We start from the raw sequence: 22,486 nt of genomic DNA, 5'->3' as shown, positions 1-22,486 counted from the left end.
ATCCCGGCCCGGCCCATCCCCGTACCGGTGCCCGCGCGAACCACCCCTCTCCCCCTCCGAGCCTTGGGTTCGCCGACAACCGTTCCGATGGGTGTCCCGGCGTGGCTGGCGCTGGTTCGGTCGGGAGCGTGGCGTGATCAGGGTGCTGGTGGTTGATGACCAGGTTCTGGTCCGGGCCGGGGTCGCGCAGTTGTTGCGGACCGCCGGTCACGAGGTCGTGGGTGAGGCCGCGGACGGCCGGGACGCGACGCGGCTGGCCCTGGAGGTGCGACCGGATGTGGTGCTGATGGACATCCGGATGCCCCGGATGGACGGCATCGAGGCGACGCGGCGGATCCTGCGTGACGTGCCGGCGACCCGGATCGTCATGCTGACCACGTTCGCGGACGACGCCGAGGTCTACGGCGCTCTGCAGGCCGGCGCGGTGGGATACCTGGTGAAGGACAGCGAGCCGGCGGCGCTGATCGACGCCGTGCGGCGGGCCGCCCGGGGCGAGCCGATGCTCGACCCGCGGATCCTGAGCCGGGTGGTCGCGGACGCGGTCGAGGCACGCACCTCGGCCGTCGAGCCGGCGGATCCGCCGGCGCCCGAGCTGACCGCCCGCGAGCGCGAGGTGCTGAGCCTGCTGGGCGCGGGCCTCCCCAACGCCGAGATCGCGGAACGCCTGCATCTCGGCATCACCACCGTGAAGACCCACGTCTCGGCGGTCATGGACAAGCTGAATCTCCGCAACCGGGTTCAGGCGGCGGTGGTCGCCCATCGGCTCGGACTGGTCGACGACGACTTCCGGCCGACGCCCGGTGCAGGGAATCCTTGACCAGGCGACCTGGCCGACCACTCAGGCGTGACGAGGCAGACCGTGAACGCAATCAAGGCTCCAAGGCCGGGGGCGGCCAGGATGGAGCCGCGCGCCCTTCATTTTGCGTGGGTGGTCGCTCTTCGGGCCCGTGCTCAGTTCACCCCGGTGTAGGGCGCACGAGGTCGCTTCTCCTGATCGCCCGCATTGTCGGCCTGCCGTGAGGAGATCTTCCCGTTCCCCGCGCTGCCCGTGGCCGCACGCATCAGGATGGACCGATGAACCTGGCACCGACACCGCCGATGGGCTGGAACAGCTGGGACTGCTACGGCACCTCGGTCACCGAGGCCGAGGTGCTGGCCAACGCCGACTTCATGGCCCGCCACCTGCTGCCGCACGGCTGGAACACCATCGTCGTCGACATCCAGTGGCACGACCCCACGGCCCGCGCCGGCGGCTACAACCCCGCCGCCCCTCTACACCTCGACGACCGCGGCCGCCCCTACCCCGCGGTGAACCGCTTCCCGTCCGCCGCCAACGGGGAGGGTTTCCGCCCCTTGGCCGACCGCATCCACGCCCTGGGCCTGAAATTCGGCCTGCACATCATGCGCGGCGTTCCTCGGCTGGCAGCAGACGCTCCCACCACGACCACCGGGGGGCGGCGATCGGGCGGCGGCTTGGCCGGGCTTGGTGACATCGCGGATCGGGACGCGGTGTGCCCGTGGAACACGGACAACTACGGCCTGGACCATGACCGTGCCGGGGCGCAGGAGTACTACGACTCGCTGGGCACGCTGTTCGCCGGCTGGGGTGTCGACTTCGTCAAGGCGGACGACATGCTGTGGCCGTACCACGAGCGTGAGACCGAGTCGTTCGCGACGGCGTTGCGCCGCTCAGGCCGGGACATCGCGCTCAGCCTCTCGCCCGGCAAGGCCATGTCGCTGGAACGTCTGGATCACTTGCGGGCCAACGCCTCCGTGTGGCGCATCTCCGACGATCTCTGGGATCGCTGGGAGGACGTCGAGGCGCAATTCGCCCGGCTCGCCACCTGGGCGCCGCACGCCCGCCCCGGCGCATGGCCGGACGCCGACATGCTGCCCCTGGGCCACATCGGCATCCGGGCCGAACGTGGCACCGACCGCATGTCCCTCCTCACCCCAGACGAGCAACGCACCCTGATGTCCCTGTGGTGCCTGGCGCGCTCCCCGCTGATGATGGGCGGCGACCTGCCGACCTCACCCGCCGACACGATCTCCCTTCTCACCAACGACCCCGTCCTGACCCTTCTCAGCAACAGCCACCGCAACCGCCAGGTGATCCGCGACGGCGCCCTGATCGCCTGGACCGCCGAGGCCACCGACCGCGACGCCCGCTACGCCGGCCTCTTCAACCTCGCCTCCCACCCCACGACCGTCCGGGTACGAACCGCCGACCTCGGCTTCCGCCAGGCCGAGTCGATCACCGACCTCTGGACCAACGAGTCACTGCCCCTCACCCCACCCGACCTCACCACCGACATCCCCGCCCACGGCTGCCGCCTCCTCCGCATCAACCAACCGGCGACCTAGCCTCCAGCAGCCAAACACCGCCGCTCGGAGACCGCCGCCACCATCACCACCGCCGAGGCCCGTCGCAGTGTTCGCGCACGTCGCAGGTCGCACGTCGCACGTCGCACGCCGGGCGTCGCAGGTCGCACGCCGCACCTCGCACGCCGCACCTCGCACGCCGCACCTCGCACGCCGCACCTCGCACGCCGCACCTCGCACGCCGCAGCTCGCACGCCGCAGCTCGCACGTCGGGCGTCAGCATGAATCGCGAAGCGGCGCTGAGGTTCCCGATATCCGCGCTCCATGGCCTAGCGAGCGTGGGGGCGGCTTCAAACCGGGTCGATCTGGGGCTATGGGACGAGGACGGTTCGGGTGCCGGGCTTTTCGGGAGTTGACCAGAGCTTCTCGATGTCGGCCAGCCGGCTCTCGGCTGCGGTGACCTCGATGGCGCCGGTGTTGATCTCTTGGATCAGGGCGGGGAGTTCCTCAAGGTAGGCGCGGGTTGAGACGGCGCCCTGGCCGTTGCCCTGGAGGCGGAAGTTGGCTGAGCGCAGGGCCACGGAGGGCAGGGTGATGGTGGGACCGGCCACGGAGCCGATCTGGATCCAGTTCATGGCTCGGCTGCGGTCGGGGCGGGCTCGCAGGACGGCCATGATCGCGTCGGTCGCCGGCTGGCCCCAGAGGTAGTCGAGGACGATGTCGACCTCGGCGGCGGCCTCGGCCAAGGCGTAGGGAGACCCGTCCAGCGGCACGGTGGTGTCGGCGCCCAAGGCGGGCAAGGTGGCCAGGCGGGCGCTGTTGCGGCCGGCGGCGACCACCCGGGCCGCACCCAGCCGCTTGGCGACCTGGATGGCCAGCTGGCCGGCATTGCCCGTCGCACCCAGGACCAGCACGGACTGGCCGGGCTCGAGGGGCACGCGGCGGCGCAGCGCGACCCAGGAGGACATGGCGGGGTTCAGGCCGGCGGCGATCTTGGCGAGATCGACGTCGGGCGGGATCGGGACCGTGCGGCGGGGATCGAGGACCGTGTGGCTGGCCAGCGAGCCGGGCAGGTGGTCGTCGGCCACGAAGTAGACAATGTGACCGTCGGCCAGGCGCGCGACGCCGTCGATGCCGGGGATCATGGGCAGGACACCCGTGCTCGTGTAGTGGTTTCCGGCGGCGGCGCTGCGCACTCGCGGATGGAGACCGGCCACCAGCACCTCGGCCGCGACCTGGTCGTCGCCGGCCGGATCGGGGATGTCGAACGCCTCGTAGCGGGGCGCCTCGCTGAACGAATGAACCACGGCCGCGTCGACTCGCATGGATCCTCCTCGGTTGGTTGGTGACACGTACTAATTTAGTTTGTGGCACGTACCACTGCAAGATGGTTTGCGTCACGTACTAAACTGGCCGCATGCCCCTGAACACCGTGGATGCCTTGGTTCAGCTGTCGTTCGTCGTGCAGCGTGCGCTGGCCACCGTGGGCGCCGAGCATGATCTGTCGGTCGTCCAGATCCGCATGCTCGGCGTCCTGCGCGACCGCGAGCCGGGCATGCTGGAGCTCGGGGCCTACCTGGGCCTCGACAAGTCGTCGATCACGGGGCTGGTGAGCCGGGCCGAGAGGCGCGGGCTGGTGCGGCGCTCGGCCTCGCCACACGACGGCCGCGTGGTGCTGGTGTCGCTCACGCCCGCCGGCCGCGAGCTGACCGCGGCCGGCGAGGTGGCGATCCGCGACCGCGTCCTGGCCCTGACCGAACACCTGACAAGCCGGCAGCGGGCCGAGCTCACCATGCTCGCCGGCACGATCGTCGGGGAGGATTAGGTGGTCCCTCGTGGATGAGCCAGGTGCGGGGCGCGGCCTATGCCGCGAAGACGCGCTCGAAGATCTGGTCGATGACGGTGTTCTTGGCGAGGTTGTAGTCGCCGGGGTTGTCGCGGGTCGATCGGGCCAGGTCGAGTTTGGTACGGGCGTAGAGCGCCCGGTCGTCCGGATGGGTGCGCAGCCAGTCGCGGAACAGGCGGTGCCGGATCGGCTCCGGGGCGTTGCGGGGCCAGACGTGCAGGTGCAGCTCCTCGACGTCGTCGATGAGCATGCGGTGTCCATGCCACCAGGGCTCGCGCAGGATCAGGCGATAGCCCAGCGCCTCGAGCGGCGGCAGGTAACGCGACTCGTCCTCGGTGTCGTCGAGGAGCACGTCGATGTCGATGATCGGCTTGGCCGGCAGGCCGGGCACCGATGTGGAGCCGACGTGCTCGATCCCGACGATCCGCGACCCCAGCGCCCCCGCGATCCGGGCGCGGAAGTCCTCGTATCGGCCGGGCCACGCCGGGTCGTACTCCTGGACGACGATCGGCCGGTCGCCGCGGGGCCACTCCCCCACCAGCCCGGCGGCCATCTGTTCGGGCGTGGCGTGCGAACGTTCCAGCACCTCACGCGGATACTCGGCCAAGGTCAACCTCCTAGAAGAAGCAAAGTCTTCCAGCGTACGAGAGCAGCCATCGACCGACATCCGATTTTTCCGGACGCCCGCCGGGCCGAAGGAGAGGCAGCTCCGGCCGGGCGGGCGGCAACCGAGGCCACGGCGGCGGCATGGGACGTCGGGGTGAGCAGCTCAGCCCAGCCGGGACGCCGCGGTCACCAGGTCGGTGGAGATCTGCCAGAGGCGGGCTGCCCGCTCCCGGTCGAGGGCGTATGCGGCCACTCCGCGACGGACGCCGGGCACGTAGGGCACAGCCTCCTGGCAGTCCTCGAAGTAGCGCCCGGTCACCCCCTCGACCAGCGGGGACGCCGCCAGCAGGACGGATGTGGCAGCGCCCTGCTCGATGTCCTTGACCGACACGCCGGTCGTGCCGGACGGGTCGAACGACGCCGGGGGCGCGGCCAGGTGGCGGCCCAGTGCGGTGGAGGCGATCCGGCCGGGGTTGAGCGCGTTCACCGCGATGTGGTCGGGGGCCCAGCGCTTGGCCGCCTCGACGGCGAAGAGCACGTTGGCCGTCTTCGACTGGCTGTAGGCGGCCCACGGGTCGTACGCACGGTGGTTGAACATCAGGTCGTCGAAGGTGACGTCGCCGTTGATGTGGCCGACGGAGCTGACCGAGACCACGCGGGCGTTTCCGGCGGCGGCCAGGGCGTCGTGCAGGCCGAGCGCCAGCGTGAAGTGGCCGAGGTGGTTGGTGGCGAACTGCAGTTCCCAGCCCTGTGGCGTGCGGGTCTCGGGGGTGGCCATCACGCCGGCGTTGTTGACCAGGATGTGCAGCGGGCCGGTCCAATCCGTGGCGAAACGGCGCACCGACGCCTGGTCGGCGAGGTCGAGGGGCGCCACCACGACGCCGTGGCCGATCTCGGTGGCGACCCGATGGCCCGCCGTGAGATCGCGGACGGCCAGGGTGACCGACGCGCCGGCGAGGGCCAGGGTGCGGGCCGTGGCGACCCCGATGCCCGAGGCGCCCCCGGTGACGACGGCTCGACGGCCGCGCAGGTCGACACCGTTGATCACCTGGGCGGCGGTTGACGTGGCGCCGAAGGAAACGGGGCCGAAGGAAACGGGGCCGAAGGAAACGGGCATGACGCCCTCCTTGCTAGAGTCGAATAAGCGGACCACGGTCCGCTTAAGCCGACACTAAACGGACCGTGGTCCGGTTAGCAACGAATCGCGGAGGTGAGGTGAGCGACATGCGGGCCGACGCGCGCGACAACCACGACCGGGTGCTCGAGGTCGCGGCGCGAGCCTTCGCCCGCGAGGGCACCGGCGCCTCGATGAAGGCGATCGCCCGCGAGGCCGGCGTGGGCATCGGCACCGTCTACCGCCGCTTCCCGACCCGGGAGGCGCTGGTCGAGGCGGTCTACCGCCAGGAGGTCGAGCGCCTCTGCGCCGCCGCCGACGACCTGGCCCGTGACCAGCCGGGGGCCGAAGGGCTGCGCACCTGGATGGAGATGTTCGTCGACTTCATGGCGGCCAAGCGGGGGCTCGGCGAGACGCTCCGGGCCGTCCTGACCTCGGAGGCGGACATCCAGCAGACCCGCGACCGCCTCCGCGCTGCGATCGCGACGCTGCAGGAGGCCGGCGGGGTGAGGGCCGGCGTCGACCCGAACGACCTGCTGATGTCGCTGGGCGGGATCACCCTGATCGCCGCCGAGGAGCACCAGCGTGACCTGGCCTCCCGCCTGCTCGACCTCCTGATGACGGGCGTCCGCAGATAACGAACTGCACAGTGGACATGCGTACGGCGCTTCATGCGTGTTATATCTCTGCAACCGGCTGTTCGCCGGGGGTCGGGGAGGCACTCGTGGGTGTGGCGGTGGCGGTCGAGGGACTATCCAAGCGGTTCGGTCGCCAGGTGATCTGGGAGGACGTCACCCTCACCCTGCCCGCCGGGGAGATCTCGGTCCTGCTCGGACCGTCCGGGACCGGGAAGTCGGTGTTCCTCAAGACGCTGGTCGGGCTGCTCCGGCCGGACAGCGGGTCGATCTGGATCGACGGGCAGGACCTGCCCCGGTTGAAGGAGCGGCAGCTGTACGCCGTACGCAAGCTGTTCGGGGTGCTCTTCCAGGACGGCGCGCTCTTCGGCTCGATGAACATCTACGACAACGTGGCGTTCCCGCTGCGTGAGCACACCCGGAAGTCGGAGTCCGAGGTGCGGGCGATCGTCGGCGAGAAGCTGGACATGGTCGGGCTCAACGGCGCCGAGCGGAAGCTGCCGGGTGAGATCTCCGGTGGCATGCGGAAGCGGGCCGGGCTGGCCCGGGCGCTGGTGCTCGACCCCGAGATCATTCTGTTCGACGAGCCGGATTCGGGGCTCGATCCGGTGCGTACGGCGTACCTCAATCAGTTGATCATTGATTTGAACCAGCAGACCGGGGCGACCTTCCTGATCGTCACGCATGACATCAACACCGCGCGGACCGTGCCCGACAACATCGGCCTGCTGCACAAGGGGCATCTGGCCATGTTCGGGCCGCGGGAGATGCTGCTGTCGAGCACCGAGCCGGTGGTGCGCCAGTTCCTGAACGCCCAGCGGGTCGGGCCGATCGGGATGTCCGAGGAGAAGGACGAGGCCGATCTGGCCGCCGAGGCCGAGTCGGGCGAGGAGCTGGGCCAGTTGCCTCCGATCCCCATCCAGCTGCAGCCGTCGGACAAGAAGCCGCGGGAGGCCGAGCGCCCGCCCGGCCAGTGGTGCAACGAGAACAACGTCACGCCGCCCAGCGGGTCGTTCGCGGCATGAACGTCCTGGAGAGCACCGGCCAGTTCGTGGCGTTCAGCCTGGACACGGCGCGGAAGACGGTGAGACGGCCGTTCCAGGTGCGGGAGCTGATCCAGCAGGCGTGGTTCATCAGCTCGGTGTCGATCCTGCCGGCGGCGCTGGTGTCGATCCCGTTCGGGGCGGTGATCGCGCTGCAGCTCGGGTCGCTGGTCCGCCAGCTCGGCGCGCAGTCGTTCACCGGCGCGGCGTCGGTGCTGGCCGTGGTGCGGGAGTCGGGGCCGATCGTGACCGCGCTGATCATCGCCGGGGCGGGCGGCTCGGCGATCTGCGCCGACCTGGGCGCGCGCAAGATCCGCGAGGAGATCGACGCGATGCGGGTGCTGGGCATCGACCCGGTGCAGCGGCTCGTGGTGCCCCGGGTGATCGCCTCGATGCTGGTCGCGGTGCTGCTGAACGGGCTGGTCAGCGTGGTCGGGGTGGCCGGCGGCTACGTGTTCAACGTGCTGGTGCAAGGGGGTACGACGGGGGCGTACATCGCCAGCTTCCAGGCCCTGGGGCAGCTGCCCGACCTGGTCGCGGGCGAGTTCAAGGCGCTGGTGTTCGGTGCGGCGGCGGCGCTCGTGGCGTCGTACAAGGGGCTGAACGCGGGTGGCGGGCCGAAGGGCGTGGGCGACGCGGTGAACCAGAGCGTGGTGATCACCTTCATGCTGCTGTTCGCCCTGAATTTCCTGATCACGGCGATCTACTTCCAGGTCGTACCCCAGAAGGGCACCTGAGGTGATTCTCGACGACCTCGGCGCCCAGCTGGCCTTCCACGCCCGCACGTTCGCGGCCGTGCCCCGGGTCCTGAAGAACTACAAGAAGGAGGTCCTGCGACTGCTGGCCGAGGTCAGCTTCGGGTCGGGCGCCCTGGCCGTGGTCGGCGGCACGGTCGGCGTGATCGCGTTCATGACCTTCTTCACCGGCACCGAGGTGGGACTGCAGGGCTACCAGGCGCTCAACCAGCTCGGCAGCAGCGCGTTCACCGGCTTCGTCTCGGCGTACTTCAACACCCGTGAGATCTCCCCGCTGGTCGCCGCCATCGCGCTCTCGGCGACCGTCGGGTGTGGGTTCACCGCGCAGCTCGGCGCGATGCGGATCAGCGACGAGGTGGACGCGCTCGAGGTGATGGCCGTGCCGTCGCTGCCGTTCCTGGTCACCACCCGGATGATCGCCGGCTTTGTCGCGGTCATCCCGCTGTACGTGATCGGGCTGCTCTCCAGCTATCTCGCCACCCGGACGATGGCCACCGCCTACTTCGGGCAGTCCCCGGGCACGTACGACTACTACTTCCACCTGTTCCTGCCGCCGTCCGACGTGCTCTGGTCGTTCGGCAAGACGCTCGTCTTCAGCGTGGTCGTGGTGCTGGTGCACTGCTACTACGGCTACACGGCCAGCGGTGGACCGGCCGGCGTGGGTGTGGCGGTGGGCCGGGCCGTACGGACGGCGATCGTCGCGGTGAACATCATCGACTTCTTCCTCTCGCTGGCGATCTGGGGCGCCACCACCACGGTGAGGATCGCGGGATGAGGCTCAAACTCATCGGCGCGAGCTTCGTCGTCCTGCTGCTGGCGGCGGTCTCGCTGAGCGTGCTCGTCTACCGGAAGGCGTTCACGCCGGTCGTCACCGTGACCCTGCTGGCCGACCACACCGGGCTCCAGCTGAACTCGGGCGCCGACGTGAAGGTGCGGGACGTGATCGTCGGCGAGGTGCGGTCGATCACCGCCGACGGGACGGCCGCGCGGATGAAGCTCGCGCTCCGGCCCGGGGACAGCGCCTGGATCCCGGCCGACGTCACCGCGCGGCTGCTGCCCAAGACCCTCTTCGGGGAGCGGTACGTGTCCCTCGAGATCCCCGCCGCGCCGCACGACACGATCAAGGACGGCGCCGTGATCGGCCAGGACCGCAGCAGCAGCGCCCTGGAACTGGAACGGGTGCTCGACGACGTGCTGCCGCTGCTGCGCACGATCGCCCCGGAGCAGCTCGCGACCACGCTCGGCGTGCTGGCCGGGGCGTTGCGGGGCCGCGGCGACCAGCTCGGCGGCAACCTGGAACAGCTCGACGACTACCTGGTCCGGCTCAACCCGCACGTGCCCAACCTGCGCACCGACATCAAACGGCTGGCGGACACCCTGGAGGCGTACCACGGCGCCGCCGACGACCTGCTCACCCTGCTGCGCAACGCCACGGTCACCATGACCACGATCGCCGACCAACGGCAGCAGCTGGCCGCGCTGCTGACCGACACGACCGACGCCGCCGAGTACGCGACCGGCTTCCTCGACCGGCACGGCGACCGGATCATCCAGGTCGGCAAGGTCAGCGAGCCGTTGCTCGGCCTGCTGGCCACGTACGCGCCGGAATACCCCTGTGTCCTCGACGGCCTGGTCACCCTCCAGCCCCGCATCGAGCAGGTGTTCCGCGACGGCCGGATGCACATCACCCTGGAGGCCACCCGTGACCAGGGCAAATACGTCAAGGGCAGAGACGATCCGCGGTACGACGCGAGCGGCGGCCCGAAATGCTACGGGCTGCCCGACCCGCCGGTGCCCCTGAAACCGCCCGGCCTGGACGACGGCACCGAGGGCGATCAGGGCGGGCCGATCCCGATCACCACGACCGCGGCCATGGGCTACTCGGGGACGGCCGAGGAGCGCGGCGTGATCGACGTGCTGGCCGGCCAGGCCACCGGCACGCCGCCCGAGCAGGTCCCGGACGCGGCCGCGCTGCTGTGGGGCCCGGTGCTGCGTGGAACGGTGGTGTCCGGGGGATGAACCGCAACGTCGCGCCGCCGCTGATCAAGCTGATTGTCTTCGCCGCGATCACGCTCGTGCTGACCGGCCTGCTCGCCGGGTCGCTGGGCGCGTTCGCGCCGGACGGCACCGAGTACCGCGCCCGATTCACCGACGTCACCTCGGTGCTGCCCGGCGACGACGTCCGCATCGCCGGGGTCAAGGTCGGGCAGGTCAGCGAGGTACGCCTGATCGACGGCGCCACCGCCGAGCTCGCACTCACGGTCGACCAGGCGATCCCGATCCCGGCCAACGTGCACGCCGCCGTCCGCTACCGCAACCTGGTCGGCCAGCGCTACGTGGCCCTGACCAACCAGCCGGGCGCGTCGGAGAATCTGCGTCAAGGTGGGCTGATCCCGCTGGCCCAGACCTCGCCCGCCCTCGATCTCACGGTGCTGTTCAACGGCTTCGGCCCGCTGTTCACGGCGCTGAGCCCCGACGACGTCAACACCCTGGCGTACGAGATCATCCAGGTCTTCCAGGGCGAGGCCGGCACCGTCTCCGGGCTGCTGGAGCACACCGCCTCGCTGACCTCCACGCTGGCCGACCGCGACGCCGTGATCACTCGGGTCATCGACAATCTGAACACCGTGCTGGCCACCCTGGACGAGCACCGCGACCAGCTCTCCGGCAGCGTGGCCGCGTTACAGCAGTTCGTCTCCGGGCTGGCCGCCGACCGCGAGGCCATCGGCGACGCGGTCACCAACATCTCCGGCGTCACCAGCGCCACCGCCGGACTGCTCCGCGACGCCCGCCCCGACCTGCGCGCCGACATCGACCAGCTCGGCCGGCTCAGCGACACGCTGGCCGACAACGGCGGCGTGCTCGACCAGACGCTGTCCCGGCTGCCCGGCCAGTACCGCGACCTGACCACCACCGCGTCCGACGGCTCGTGGTTCAACTTCTTCATGTGCGACTTCGACGGGCACATCGCGCTGCCGGTCGCCGGTCGGACGCCGGTGGGGCCGTTCAGCTCGGACCAGGCCCGCTGCCGGACCGGCGGTGACCGATGAGGAAGCTCGGCGCCCTCGCCATCGTGGTCGCGGCCCTGCTCATGTACGGCGCGTTCCACCTGGAAGACCTCGGCCGGCTGTTCGGCGGGGCGACCTATCACGCCGCCTTCCGCGACGCGAGCGGCCTGGCCGAGGGCAACGAGGTACGCATCGCCGGCGTCAAGGTGGGCAAGGTGACCGGCGTCGAGCTGGCCTCGTCGGCGAGCCAGACGTACGTCAAGGTGTCCTTCGGGATCGACGACGACGAGGTACGGCTGGGCGACACGACCAGCGCCACCATCCGGATCAAGACCGTGCTCGGGCAGAAGTACCTGGCGCTGGGCCCGGCCGGCGACGGCCGGCTGGCCGAGGACGGCGAGATCCCGCTGTCCCGCACGGCGTCGCCGTTCGACGTGGTGCAGGCGGTCACCGGGCTGGCCGACCGGTTCCAGCAGATCGACACCAAGCAGCTCGCCACCGCGTTCGACGCGCTGTCGGCGGCCTTCGCGGACACCCCGGACAGCGTCCGCACCTCGCTGGACGGGCTGTCCCGGCTCACCCGCACGCTGTCGTCCCGGGACGCGCAGCTCCGGGAGCTGCTCGAACACGCGCACGGGGTGAGCAGCGTGCTGGCCGAACGGGACGAGGAGTTCCGGAAGCTGATCGCCGACGGCGACCTGCTGCTGGCCGAGGTGATCAAGCGCCGGGACGCGATCCACCAGCTGCTGGTCACCACGACCGCGCTCGCCGGTCAGCTGTCCGGGCTGGTCAAGGACAACCGGGCCCGGCTGGCGCCGGCGCTGACCGACCTGCGGAGGGCGCTGGCCGTGCTGCAACGCAACCGGGACAATTTGAGCGACACCATCGCGACGTTCGCGCCGTTCCTGGACGCGTTCACCAACGTGCTGGGCAACGGGCGCTGGTTCGACTCGTACCTCGACGGCCTGATCCAGCCGTTCCAGCCGGGGCCGGTCCGATGAGGGCCCGGCTCTTCACCATCGCGGCCGGCGCGCTGGTCGTCGTCCTGGCCGGGGTGGCCGCGTTCGTCGTGTTCGGCGGCGGCTCGGACGACCGGCGGCTGGTGGCCCACTTCACCAGCGCCGTCGGGATCACGCCCGGGTCGAGCGTGCGGGTGCTGGGCGTCGCGGTCGGCACGGTCACCGAGGTGGTCCCGCAGGGTGACACGGTGCGGGTCGTCATGGAGTACGACGCTGAGCAGCCCGTTCCGGCGGACGCGATGGCCGTGATCATCCCACCCAGTGTGGTCAGCGATCGGTACGTGCAGCTCTCCCCCGCGTACACCAAGGGCCCGGTCCTGAACGACAACGCCGAACTGCCCACCTCGCGCACGGCGGTGCCCCTCGAACTCGACGAGGTCTATCGCGCGCTCGACGAGTTCAACCGGGCGCTCGGCCCCACCGGCGCCAACCGGGACGGCTCGCTGAGCGACCTCGTCGACACCGGCGCGGCCAACCTCGACGGCAACGGCGAGAACCTGCACGACACCATCGACGGCGCGAGCACAACGCTGAAGACGCTCTCCGACGGCCGCAACGACCTCTTCGGAACGGTCGCCGACCTGCAGGAGTTCACCACCATGCTGGCCAAGAGCGAACGGCTGGTCCGCCAGTTCAACGGCCGGCTGGCCACCGCGAGCGAGCAACTCGCCGGCGAGGGCCCCGAACTGGAGGCCACGCTGCGGAGCCTGTCGGTGGCGCTGGCCCAGGTGGCGACGTTCGTGCGGGACAACCGCGAGCTGCTGAGCCAGGACGTCGCCGCGCTCACCGACGTCACCACCGTGCTGGTCCGGCAGCAGCAGGCGCTGATCGAGGTGCTCGACGTGGCGCCGCTGGCGCTGGCCAACCTGAACCTGGTCTACAACCCGCGCTCCGGCACCCTGGACACCCGCGACAACCTGCTCGGCCCGTACGGCCCGGCCACCTACGTCTGCTCGCTGCTGGTCAACCTGGTGCCGGCCGCGCAGGTGCCGGACGTGTGCATGGCGCTCGCGCGGGACCTGGTGGAGCGCGGCCTCCCCCTGCCGGACCCGCTGCGCAAGCTGCTCGGCCTGCCGCCTTCGTCGCCCGCGGTCAAGAAGCCGGTCATGGTCGCGCCCCCTTCGGTCGGTAGCGATCCCACCCTCGCCGGCATTCTGCCGCTGCCTGGGAGGCGATGATGAAGCGCCTCCTGTCGCTCCTGCTCGTCGTCGTGGCCGCCGGCGCCGGCTGCTCCCGGTCCGACTCGACCTACGTGGTCACCGCCGCGTTCGCCGACGTGCTCGACCTGGTGCCGCGCTCGGCCGTCCGGGTCAACGACGTGACCGTGGGCAGCGTCGACAAGGTCTGGCTGGACGGCTGGCAGGCCCGGGTGCGGATGACCATCGACGACGGGGTACGCCTGCCGGCCAACGCCACGGCCGAGCTGCGGCAGAGCAGCCTGCTCGGGGAGAAGTTCGTGTCGCTGTCGCCGCCGGTCGGCGAACCGGGCACCGGCACGCTCACCGACGGCGCCCTGATCCCGCTGGAGCGCACCGGCCGCACCGCCGAGGTCGAGGAGGTGCTCGCGGCGCTCGGCCTGCTGCTCAACGGAGGCGGGCTGGCCCAGCTGCGCACGATCAACGCCGAACTGGGCAAGGCCCTGAAGGGCCGCTCCCCCGCGGTCAACGACCTGCTCGGGCAGCTCGAGACGCTGATCGGCGGGCTGGACGCGCAGAAGGCCGACATCACCCGGGCCATCGACGCCCTCGACGCGCTCTCCGGCAAGCTCGCCGACGAGAAGGAGACCATCGGGACGGCGCTGGACGCGCTCGACCCCGGGCTGAAGGTGCTCGCCGACCAGCGGGTGCAGCTCACCTCGGCGCTGACCTCGCTCAGCGACCTGTCGACGGTCGGCACGCGGGTGATCAACGAGAGCCGGGACGCGACGCTGGCCACCCTGGCCGACCTGCGTCCGATCCTGTCCCAGCTGGTCAAGGCCGGCGACGACCTGCCGCACGCGCTCAACTTCATGCTGACCTACCCGTTCCCGCCGAACGTGCGCGGGGCGATCAAGGCCAGGTTCGTCAACCTGTACGCCACCCTGGATCTGGACGCGGCCGTCGTCCTGTCGAACCTGCTCGTCAACCCGGACACCGCGGCGATGGAGCCATCCACACCGGCGCCCCCCTCTTCTGCCCCTTCTCCTTCTTCGCCGCGGCGCACACCCAAGCCGTCGAAGACTCCCGTCGTCCCCGGCGCGCCGGAGCTCCCGGACGTGCCCCTGCCCAGCATCTCGGTCAGCGTCCCCGGCCTCCCGCTGCCCACGCTGCCCCAGCTGCCCCAGCTCCCGCTGCCGTTGCCCACCCGCGACTGCGGGCCGCTCGGCCTGCTCACCGGATGTGACCAGCCATGATCCTGACCCGGATGGCCAAGCTCCAGGTCCTGGTGTTCCTGGTGATCAGCGCGCTCGGCGTCAGCTACGTCGGGCTCGAGTACGTGGGCATCGCGAGGCGGGACTACGTGGTGCACCTGGACCTCGCCCGCGGCGGCGGGATCTTCGTGAACGCGCCGGTCACGTACCGCGGGGTGCCGGTCGGGCGGGTGTCGTCCCTGCGGCTCACACCGTCCGGGGCCCGGGCCGACCTGTCCCTCGAGCGGGACGTGAAGGTGCCCGCCGACCTGCGCGCGGTCATCGGGCTGCGGTCGGCCGTCGGCGAGCAGTACGTCGACCTGCGCCCCGAGCGCGCCGGAGGGCCGTACCTCGGCAACGGGTCGGTGATTCCCTCATCCCGCACAGGCACCCCCCTGCCGGTGGAGATGCTCCTGACCAACCTCGACGAGCTGGTCCGATCGGTCGACGGCGACAAGCTCACCGTGGTCATCACCGAACTGGGCACCGCGTTCGAAGGCAACGCCGCCGCACTCCAGCTGCTGCTCGACTCGTCGGACACCCTGCTGGACACCGGCGGCGCCTACCTTCCGCAGACCGAACGGCTGATCGACGACGCCACCGTCGTGCTCACCACACAGGCGTCCCAGTCGGCGGCGCTGCGGCGGTGGGCGGCCGGGCTGGCCTCGCTGAGCGGCACCCTCCGCAAGGCCGACCCCGACCTGCGCCGGCTGCTGGCCAACGGGCCGCCCGCGGCCACCGAACTGACCCTGCTGCTGCGCGGCCTCGACCCGGCCATCGGCACCCTGCTCGGCAACCTGATCACGGTCAACGGCATCGCGGTACGCCGGCTCCCCGGCATCGAACAGATCCTGGTCACGTACCCCCTGGTCATCGCCGGCGGCTACACGGTCGCACCCGGCGACGGCACCGCCCACTTCGGCCTCGTGGTCAACGCCAACGACCCGCCGCCCTGCCAGTACACCGACACCGGGGCGCAGACCTGCACCGACGCCGAGCTCGCGGCCGGATCCGGGGTCCGCAGCGAACGCAACGCGCCCCGGCCGGACGGGCGAGGCACGGTCGCGCCCGCCCCGGATGGTGGAGCGGCGCCGGCCGCGGCGTCGCCTCCGGTGGCCGGGTACGACCCCGCGAGCGGGCTGGTGGTCGGGCCGGACGGGCTGCCGATGTGGTTCGGCGGGACCGGCGGGCAGGAAGCCGTGGCCGGAGCGCAGTCCTGGAAGCAGCTTCTTCTGTCGGGAGTGACGCCGTGAACGAGCCTTCGCGCAGCGTGCGGCGCCGCCAGGTGTCCCGGGCACAGAGGGTGCGGCCGGTGACGCCGCGCGTCCCTGACCCGCCGATTGACCCTTCGCTCGCGTCTGGCTCGGAGTTGTCCACAATCTCCGACCCTGTGGATGACGTCGCAGAATCGTCACAGCCCGCTGCTACATTCCCGCCCACCCATAGGGGTGGGGGCGGTGGCGGTGCGCGCGAAGCTTCAAGATCGACTTCTTCGCGCGCGGGTGTCGGCTCGGGCGGCAACGCGGGCTCGGGCTCGGGCGCAGTTGCGGACGCGGGTGCGGGTACGGATACGGCCTTGGACGGCACGGACGCAGGCGCGGGCTCGGATGCGGATCCGGAAGCACTGGCGCGCCGGTGGCGCTACGTCGTGGTTGGGCTCTGTGTGTTGCTGGCGGCCGTGCTGGTCGGCGGCGGGCTGGTGGGGCGAGACGTTTATGACCAGCGCCGGACTGAGGAGGCGCATCAGCAGGCGACCGCGGCGGCTCGGCAGGCGGCGGTTGACTTCATGTCGATCAGTGCCACCACTGTGGACGCCGATATCGAGCGGATCAGCGGCCGGGCCACCGGCGACTTCCGGGAGGAGTTCACCCGGGGCTCGGCGCAGGTGCGGAAGGCGGTGCTCGAGAACAAGGTCGACTCCAAGGGCACGGTTCTGCGTACCGGATGGGTGTCGGGCGATCTTCGCAGCGCCGTCGTGCTGGTGGCGGCGGATGCGACCGTGAAGAACAAAGGGGCGCCGGACGGGCGGCTCTCGCACTACCGGGTTCGGGTGGGACTGGCCAAGGACGGAGCCAGCGGCCGCTGGCTCGTCTCCCAGCTCCAGTTCGTCGGGTGAAACCGGATGCAGGCGGGTGCGGCAGGTGAAGGCCGGTGAAGGCGAGTGCGGCAGGTGAAGCGATGACGCGGCGGAAGAGGGTGGCGCTGGTTCTGGCCGTTGTGACTGCGGTCGCCGGCGGGGCGGGGGGCTGGCTGTGGTGGCAGCGCGACGCGGGAGCCGCGCGGGCCACGGCGGCCAAGGCCTCGGTGGCCGACGCGAGCACGGCGGCGCAGGCGATCTTCTCGTACGACTACCGGAGCTGGGACGCGAGCGTGGCCAACGGCAGCCGCTACACGACCGGCGGCTTCTCCGGCGAGTACGTGAAGATGACCGCCGGACTCAAGCCCCTGGCCACCACCGAGAAGGCGATCGTGCAGGCCCAGGTGTCGGCGATCGGGGTCGAGGAGGTCGGCGGTGACACCGTGACCGTGCTGGTCTACCTCAACCAGTACCGGCGCAACGCCAAGATCAGCGGGGAGAAGGTCGACCAGAACCGGGTCGTGCTCACCATGCGCCGCGCCGACGGCACCTGGAAGGTCGCGGCGGCGGCCGCGGTCTAGGGCTCGGTCGATCGGCAGGACGAACGCTGGGCGGTCAAGGCTAGGACGAAACGCTAGGCGGTCAAGGCTAGGACCAACGCTAGGCGGTCAAGGCTAGGACCATGCGGCGGGCGGCGGCCAGGACGTCGGCGGGGTTGACGTCGGCGGCGCCGTAGGTGGCGGCCAGCACCGAGCCGACCGTGTTGAAGACGGCGCGGATGTAGAGGACGTCGGCGGCGGGGGCGCCGGGGCCGGCGAAGTGGGCGACCACCCGTTCGAAGGCGGCCGGCACGCTCAGCTCGGGGCCGCCCAGCCGCCGCTGGATGGCCTGGTTGGCCAGGGCGAAGCGTTGGGCGTACACGTGCTCCTCGCCGGTGTTGTCGAGCCAGCGCAACGCCGCCTCGCGCAGCAGGCCGGGCGTCCGCGGCCGCGTCTCGAGCCACTCCAGGAACGTGTCGACGTCGCGCCGGCGCTGCTCCAGCAGGCTGCGGAGGATCTCTTCCTTGCCCGCGAAGTGGTAGTAGAGCGACGACTGGTTCATGCCCAGGGCGGCGGCGATGTCGCGGGTCGTGGTGGCGTCGAAGCCCTTCTCGGTGAACAGCTCCAGGGCGACCCGGTGGATCTCGGCGCGGGTGTCGGCGGCGCTGCGGCGGGCTCTGGGCGGCATGGGCCACATCCTACTTGATTACCAATCGCTTGATTGGCTATGGTCCGTACTACCGATCAATCGATTGATTGGTAACGAGGGAGGAACCTCCATGACCATGACCATCGCCATCGTCGGCGCCGGGCCCGGCGGCCTGCTCTGCGCCCTGGTGCTGCAACAGCACGGCATCGCCGCCACCGTCTACGACACCGACGCCTCGGCCGACGCCCGTGACGCGGGCGGCTCGCTCGACCTGCACGCCGACACCGGCCAGATCGCGCTGGCCGACGCGGGGCTGCTCGACGAGTTCATGACCGTGGCCCGGGCCGAGGACCAGTCCAAGCGCATGATCGACATGCACGGCGCCGAGCGGGGCTCGTTCCAGCACGACGAGGACGACACCGCGGCGCCCGAGATCGACCGCGGTCAGCTGCGCGCGCTCATCGCCGGGCATGTGCGCCCGGAGAACGTCCGCTGGGGCCACCGGCTGACCGGCGCCACGGCCCTCGGCGACGGGCGGCACCGCCTGGCCTTCGCGAACGGCACGACCACCGACGCCGACCTGGTGATCGGGGCGGACGGCGTGTGGTCCCGGGTGCGGCCGCTGGTCAGCGACGTGGTTCCGGAATACTCGGGCGTCACCTTCCTCGACGTCCGGTACGACGACGCGGACCGCCGCCACCCGGCGCTCGCGGCCGTGATGGGCGGCAAGGGCCACATGTTCGCCCGCGGCGACGACGGCAACGCGATCATCGCCCAGCGCAACAGCAACGGCGTGATCCGCGGGTACCTCGCCATGCGCACCGAGGCCGACTGGGCGCAGCGGGCCGGCGTACACGTGGATGATCGTCCCGGCCTGCACGCCTACCTGCGTGAGCGGTACGCGGCCTGGTCGCCCGGCCTGCAACCGTTCCTCACCGACAGCGACGACTACGTCGAGCGTGGCATCTGGTTCCTGCCCACGCCGATGACCTGGCCGCACCGGCCCGGCGTGACCCTGCTCGGCGACGCCGCCCACGCGATGGGACCGTTCGGTGGCTACGGCGTCAATCTGGCCCTGCTCGACGCGGCCGAACTGGCCCGGGCCCTCGCCAAGGAGCAGACCCTCGACGACGCGGTACGCCGTTACGAGCACGCCATGCAGATCCGCGCGGCCGGGTACGCCGCCTCGTCCAACCTGGCCACCCGGCGCTTCTTCGGCATCGTCGCCGGCGCCGAGGCATCAGCCGCCGCCGAGGCATCAGCCGGCCCCGCGGCATCAGCCACCGACGAGCAGCCGGAGCCCGACCACGCCGAGTCGCACCGCGCCTATCGGGCGGGCGCCGACCGCTACCGGCTGGCCCGCGAGGCGACCGGCGACTGGCGGCTCAGGTTCGACACCCCGGGCGGCACGCGTACCGCCGAGCTGATCCTCCAGGCCGTCGACCAGGAGCTGACCGGCTCGCTGGACGGCCGCCCGTTCGACCGCGCCCGTGTCGACGGCGGCCGGCTCCGGTTCCGCGCCCGGATCAGCTCGCCCTTCCCGGCCACGCTCGACTGTGAGGCCACCGTGGACGGCGACACGATCACCGGCGTGGCCCGGCACACGATGATGACCCTGGCGTTCAGCGGCGATCGCATCAGCGAAGTCACCGGTCCGGCCGCGCCGCCAGCCTGATCAGCTCGGCCCGGGACGCCACGTCCAGCTTGGTGAAGATCTTGCGCAGGTGGTAGTCGACGGTACGGGGACTGAGGAAGAGCTGCGCCGCCACCTCACGGTTGGTCGCGCCCTCCCCCACGATCCGGACGATCTGCGTCTCCTGCGGCGTGAGCTCGCCGGTGGTGCTCGGGTCGCGCTTGCGGGCGGTCTCGCCGGTGGCCCGCAGCTCGTTCGCGGCCAGCTCGGCCCACCCGGCCAGCCCGAGCCGCTCGAACGATTCGTGTGCGGCCCGCAGGTGGGTGCGGGCCTCGGTCCGCTTCCGGCGCCGGCGCAGGGCTTCGCCGAAGAGCAGCCGGGTACGCGCGGAGTCGAACGGCCGCCCGCCGGTCGCGTGCCGATCGAGTGCCTCGGCGAAGTCCCGGTCGTCGTCGGACAGCAGCCCCCGGCTGCGGGCCACCAGCGCCGCGCCCCACGCCGACCCGGTGTCCGCGGTCCAGGTGGACAGCCGGGTCAGCGCGGCCTCGGCCGTGGCCCGGTCGCCGGTGCGGACGGCGGCCTCGACCAGGTCGGCGGCCGAGAAGACGCCGACCATCGGGTGGGACTCCCCCGGCCCGGCCACGGCCAGCGCCACCAGCCGGTCGCGGGCCTGACCGGGACGGCCGGCGGTGAGATCGAGCAGGCCCAGGGCCCACGACGCGATGCCCGCGGCGGGACCGAGCCGATGTCCGATCGCGTGCGTCAGGGCGGCCGCCGCGTGGTCCCGGCACTCCCGATCCCGGCCGTGCGCCGCGTCGATCCAGGCCAGCACCGCGCGCAGGTGCGCGGCCGGGTTGTCCTGGCCGGTCTCGGTCGCGATACGCAGGCCCTCGGTGGCGTCGGCCGTGCCCGCGGCGAACCGGCCGGTCCAGCCTTCCAGCGAGGACAGCGGCGCGAGCAGCGCGGGCAACATCGACGCGGCGCCGGCCGACCGCGCCCGGGCCACCGCGGAGGTGAACAACCCGACCGCCACCGCGTCATCCCCGAGGAACATCGCCCCGGCCGCGGTGATCATCATCGCCCGCAGATCCGCGCCGCCGGCCGCGAGCTGAGGAGCCGCGCGCTGAGGAGCCGCGGGTGAAGGAGCCGCGGTGACAATGCCCGGCAGCGCGGGTGCGGAAAAGCCGGAGAAGGTGGCCGCGGCGGCGCGCAGGTGCCGGGCGGCGGCCGCCGTGTCCCCGCTGAGCAGGCCGTCCAAGCCCTGCACGAGCTGGGCGCTGAGCGGGATCGCGGCGTCCGGCATCGGCAGGGCGGCCAGCCGGCGACCGGCCTCGCGCAGTCCGGCGGCGTCACCGGCCAGCCACGCCGCCTGCCCGGCCTCGGTGAGCATCTGCGCGGCGGCCACCGGGCCGGCATCGGCGGCGGCGCCGGTCAGGATCGCGTACGCCGCGGTCAGCTCGCCGCAGACCGACTCGATCGACCCGCGCAGGTGGTCGGCCCGGCACCGCAGGGCCGGCGAGGCGGCGACCACGCGGTCGAGCAGCCCGGTCGCGCGTTCCGGGGCGCCCGCCTGCCAGGCCGACGCGGCCGCGAGGACCAGCCGTTCGCCCCGCAGCGCCGCGTCGGCGGTCAACGTCGCCGCCCGTTCGAGAGCCGTCGCCGCGGCGGCGTGCCCGCCCCGGGAGCGGGCCCGGTCGGCGGTGCGGTGCAGTTCGGCGGCGACCTCGTCGTCCGGGCCGAGCGCGGCCGCGGCCAGGTGCCAGGCCCGGCGGTCGGCGTTCTCGTCGCCGTCCAGCGCCGAGGCCAGGGCCAGCCGCGCGTCGCGGCGCTGCCAGAAGGTCGCGCCCCGGTAGACGGCCGAACGGACCAGCGGGTGGCCGAACACGACCGTCCCGGCGTCGACCCGGACCAGGCCCGCCTTCTCGGCGGCGTCCAGCGCGCCGGACGGGACGCCGAGCCGGTCGGCGGCGCGCAGGACCGGCGCCAGCTCGCCGCTGTCCTCGGCCGCCGCGACCAGGAGCAGCGTCTGCGTGGACGGGTGCTCACGGCGTACCCGATCGAGAAAGACCTGCTCCACCCCCGCGCCCACCGGCAGACGCTCGGGCAGCGACTCGCGGCCGGAGAGCTGGTCGGCCGACAGCGAGCCGGGCAGCTCGAGCAGGGCCAGGGGGTTCCCGGCGGTGCTGGCCACCAGGCGGTCGCGGACCGCGGCGGAGAGCCCGGCGCCGAGCAACGCGCCGGCCGCCGGCTCGTCGAGGCCGGTGAGCGTGTGTGAGGGCAGCCCGGCGGCGTCGAAGTGGTCACGGGCCGCGAACAGGATCACCACGCCCTCCGAGCCGAGCCGCCGGGCGGCGAAGGTCAGCGCGCCGGCCGAGGCGCCGTCGAGCCAGTGCGCGTCGTCGACCAGGCAGAGCAGCGGGCGTTCCTCGGCCGCCTCGGCCAGCACGCTGAGCACCGCGAGCGAGACCAGGAAGCGGTCCGGGCCGGTCACCGGGCCGAGGCCGAACGCGCCGCGGAGGGCCGCGCCGAGCCGTTCCGGTATCACCTCGATCAGCTCGGCGACCGGCCGCAACACCTGGTGGACGGCGGCGAACGGGAACTCCGACTCGGACTCGATGCCGGTGCCGCGCAGGACGCGCATGCCGGTGGCCTGCTCTTCGGCGTACCGGAGAAGGGCCGACTTGCCGATGCCCGCCTCACCGCGCAGGACGAGCGAACCGCTCTGCCCATCGGCGGCCGCGGCGAGCAGGCCATCGATGAGCGTGCACTCGTCGCGCCGCCCGTGCAGCATGCCGCCGATGCTACGGGACCGGTGACATCACCGATTCGATCGACGTACGCCGACCCGCAG

The 22,486-nt window shown here is 71.8% G+C and carries 21 protein-coding genes; 16 read left to right on the top strand and 5 right to left on the bottom strand.

Annotated features, from left to right (window positions below):
- The first annotated feature begins 133 nt into the window (after positions 1–133).
- Both AB0M54_RS13380 and AB0M54_RS13375 read left to right on the top strand, forming a co-directional pair.
- Entirely contained in the window at positions 134–817 is a 684-nt protein-coding gene (locus tag AB0M54_RS13380) for a response regulator transcription factor (protein ID WP_364317509.1), read from the top strand.
- A gap of 257 nt (positions 818–1,074) precedes the next feature.
- Positions 1,075–2,364 carry a glycoside hydrolase family 27 protein gene (locus tag AB0M54_RS13375; protein WP_364470947.1) on the top strand — a complete coding sequence of 430 codons (1,290 nt, stop codon included), beginning with the start codon at positions 1,075–1,077 and terminating at the stop codon, positions 2,362–2,364.
- Between the two features lie 329 nt (positions 2,365–2,693).
- On the opposite strand, the gene AB0M54_RS13370 is transcribed toward AB0M54_RS13375, so the two are convergent.
- Positions 2,694–3,647, bottom strand: coding sequence for a zinc-binding alcohol dehydrogenase family protein (locus tag AB0M54_RS13370; protein WP_364317513.1), 954 nt, complete (start codon positions 3,645–3,647; stop codon positions 2,694–2,696).
- Positions 3,648–3,739: 92 nt separating this feature from the next.
- Between AB0M54_RS13370 and AB0M54_RS13365 the strand changes: the two genes are divergently transcribed.
- Positions 3,740–4,147, top strand: a complete 408-nt coding sequence (locus AB0M54_RS13365) for a MarR family winged helix-turn-helix transcriptional regulator (protein WP_364470945.1) — start codon at positions 3,740–3,742, stop codon at positions 4,145–4,147.
- A 37-nt stretch (positions 4,148–4,184) separates the two neighbouring features.
- Here AB0M54_RS13365 and AB0M54_RS13360 read toward each other — a convergent pair whose 3' ends face one another.
- Entirely contained in the window at positions 4,185–4,775 is a 591-nt protein-coding gene (locus tag AB0M54_RS13360) for a GrpB family protein (RefSeq protein WP_364470943.1), read from the bottom strand.
- Between the two features lie 162 nt (positions 4,776–4,937).
- Complete coding sequence (locus AB0M54_RS13355) at positions 4,938–5,891, bottom strand: SDR family NAD(P)-dependent oxidoreductase (RefSeq protein ID WP_364470941.1); 954 nt, start codon at positions 5,889–5,891, stop codon at positions 4,938–4,940.
- Positions 5,892–5,998: 107 nt separating this feature from the next.
- Between AB0M54_RS13355 and AB0M54_RS13350 the strand changes: the two genes are divergently transcribed.
- The 12 genes from AB0M54_RS13350 (at position 5,999) to AB0M54_RS13295 (ending at position 17,395) form a co-directional block, all read left to right on the top strand.
- The gene (locus AB0M54_RS13350; RefSeq protein WP_364470939.1) at positions 5,999–6,526 is read left to right on the top strand and encodes a helix-turn-helix domain-containing protein; all 528 of its coding nucleotides are present in this window, start codon (positions 5,999–6,001) and stop codon (positions 6,524–6,526) included.
- 86 nt (positions 6,527–6,612) lie between these two features.
- Complete coding sequence (locus AB0M54_RS13345) at positions 6,613–7,548, top strand: ABC transporter ATP-binding protein (protein ID WP_364470937.1); 936 nt, start codon at positions 6,613–6,615, stop codon at positions 7,546–7,548.
- Positions 7,545–8,303, top strand: a complete 759-nt coding sequence (locus AB0M54_RS13340) for an ABC transporter permease (RefSeq protein ID WP_364317523.1) — start codon at positions 7,545–7,547, stop codon at positions 8,301–8,303. Before AB0M54_RS13345 ends, AB0M54_RS13340 begins: the two co-directional genes overlap by 4 nt.
- Position 8,304: 1 nt before the next feature.
- Entirely contained in the window at positions 8,305–9,096 is a 792-nt protein-coding gene (locus AB0M54_RS13335; RefSeq protein WP_364317525.1) for an ABC transporter permease, read from the top strand.
- Positions 9,093–10,340 carry an MCE family protein gene (locus AB0M54_RS13330; RefSeq protein ID WP_364470935.1) on the top strand — a complete coding sequence of 416 codons (1,248 nt, stop codon included), beginning with the start codon at positions 9,093–9,095 and terminating at the stop codon, positions 10,338–10,340. Before AB0M54_RS13335 ends, AB0M54_RS13330 begins: the two co-directional genes overlap by 4 nt.
- Entirely contained in the window at positions 10,337–11,371 is a 1,035-nt protein-coding gene (locus tag AB0M54_RS13325; RefSeq protein WP_364317529.1) for an MCE family protein, read from the top strand. The genes AB0M54_RS13330 and AB0M54_RS13325 overlap by 4 nt, the downstream gene beginning before the upstream one ends.
- Positions 11,368–12,330: an MCE family protein gene (locus AB0M54_RS13320; protein WP_364317531.1), complete on the top strand. Its 963-nt coding sequence runs from the start codon at positions 11,368–11,370 to the stop codon at positions 12,328–12,330. The genes AB0M54_RS13325 and AB0M54_RS13320 overlap by 4 nt, the downstream gene beginning before the upstream one ends.
- On the top strand, positions 12,327–13,526 hold the full coding sequence (locus AB0M54_RS13315) for an MCE family protein (RefSeq protein WP_364470933.1): 1,200 nt from the start codon (positions 12,327–12,329) through the stop codon (positions 13,524–13,526). The genes AB0M54_RS13320 and AB0M54_RS13315 overlap by 4 nt, the downstream gene beginning before the upstream one ends.
- Positions 13,526–14,740: an MCE family protein gene (locus AB0M54_RS13310; RefSeq protein WP_364470931.1), complete on the top strand. Its 1,215-nt coding sequence runs from the start codon at positions 13,526–13,528 to the stop codon at positions 14,738–14,740. Before AB0M54_RS13315 ends, AB0M54_RS13310 begins: the two co-directional genes overlap by 1 nt.
- Positions 14,737–15,990, top strand: coding sequence for an MlaD family protein (locus AB0M54_RS13305; protein WP_364470930.1), 1,254 nt, complete (start codon positions 14,737–14,739; stop codon positions 15,988–15,990). Before AB0M54_RS13310 ends, AB0M54_RS13305 begins: the two co-directional genes overlap by 4 nt.
- A 323-nt stretch (positions 15,991–16,313) precedes the next feature.
- The gene (locus AB0M54_RS13300) at positions 16,314–16,853 is read left to right on the top strand and encodes a hypothetical protein (protein ID WP_364470928.1); all 540 of its coding nucleotides are present in this window, start codon (positions 16,314–16,316) and stop codon (positions 16,851–16,853) included.
- Between the two features lie 62 nt (positions 16,854–16,915).
- Entirely contained in the window at positions 16,916–17,395 is a 480-nt protein-coding gene (locus AB0M54_RS13295) for a hypothetical protein (RefSeq protein WP_364317538.1), read from the top strand.
- A gap of 79 nt (positions 17,396–17,474) precedes the next feature.
- On the opposite strand, the gene AB0M54_RS13290 is transcribed toward AB0M54_RS13295, so the two are convergent.
- The gene (locus AB0M54_RS13290) at positions 17,475–18,041 is read right to left on the bottom strand and encodes a helix-turn-helix domain-containing protein (protein WP_364317539.1); all 567 of its coding nucleotides are present in this window, start codon (positions 18,039–18,041) and stop codon (positions 17,475–17,477) included.
- Between the two features lie 91 nt (positions 18,042–18,132).
- On the opposite strand from AB0M54_RS13290, the gene AB0M54_RS13285 reads away from it, so the two are divergent.
- Entirely contained in the window at positions 18,133–19,677 is a 1,545-nt protein-coding gene (locus AB0M54_RS13285; protein WP_364470926.1) for an NAD(P)/FAD-dependent oxidoreductase, read from the top strand.
- Here the strand turns inward: AB0M54_RS13285 and AB0M54_RS13280 are convergent.
- On the bottom strand, positions 19,649–22,426 hold the full coding sequence (locus AB0M54_RS13280; RefSeq protein ID WP_364470924.1) for an AAA family ATPase: 2,778 nt from the start codon (positions 22,424–22,426) through the stop codon (positions 19,649–19,651). The two genes, AB0M54_RS13285 and AB0M54_RS13280, sit on opposite strands and share 29 nt — an antisense overlap.
- Positions 22,427–22,486: the final 60 nt, after the last annotated feature.

The organism is Actinoplanes sp. NPDC051470 (assembly GCF_040682035.1).
Taxonomy (GTDB): Bacteria; Actinomycetota; Actinomycetes; order Mycobacteriales; family Micromonosporaceae; genus Actinoplanes.
Note: the sequence above shows the minus strand (reverse complement) of the source record. Positions and strands in the feature narration are given on the sequence as shown.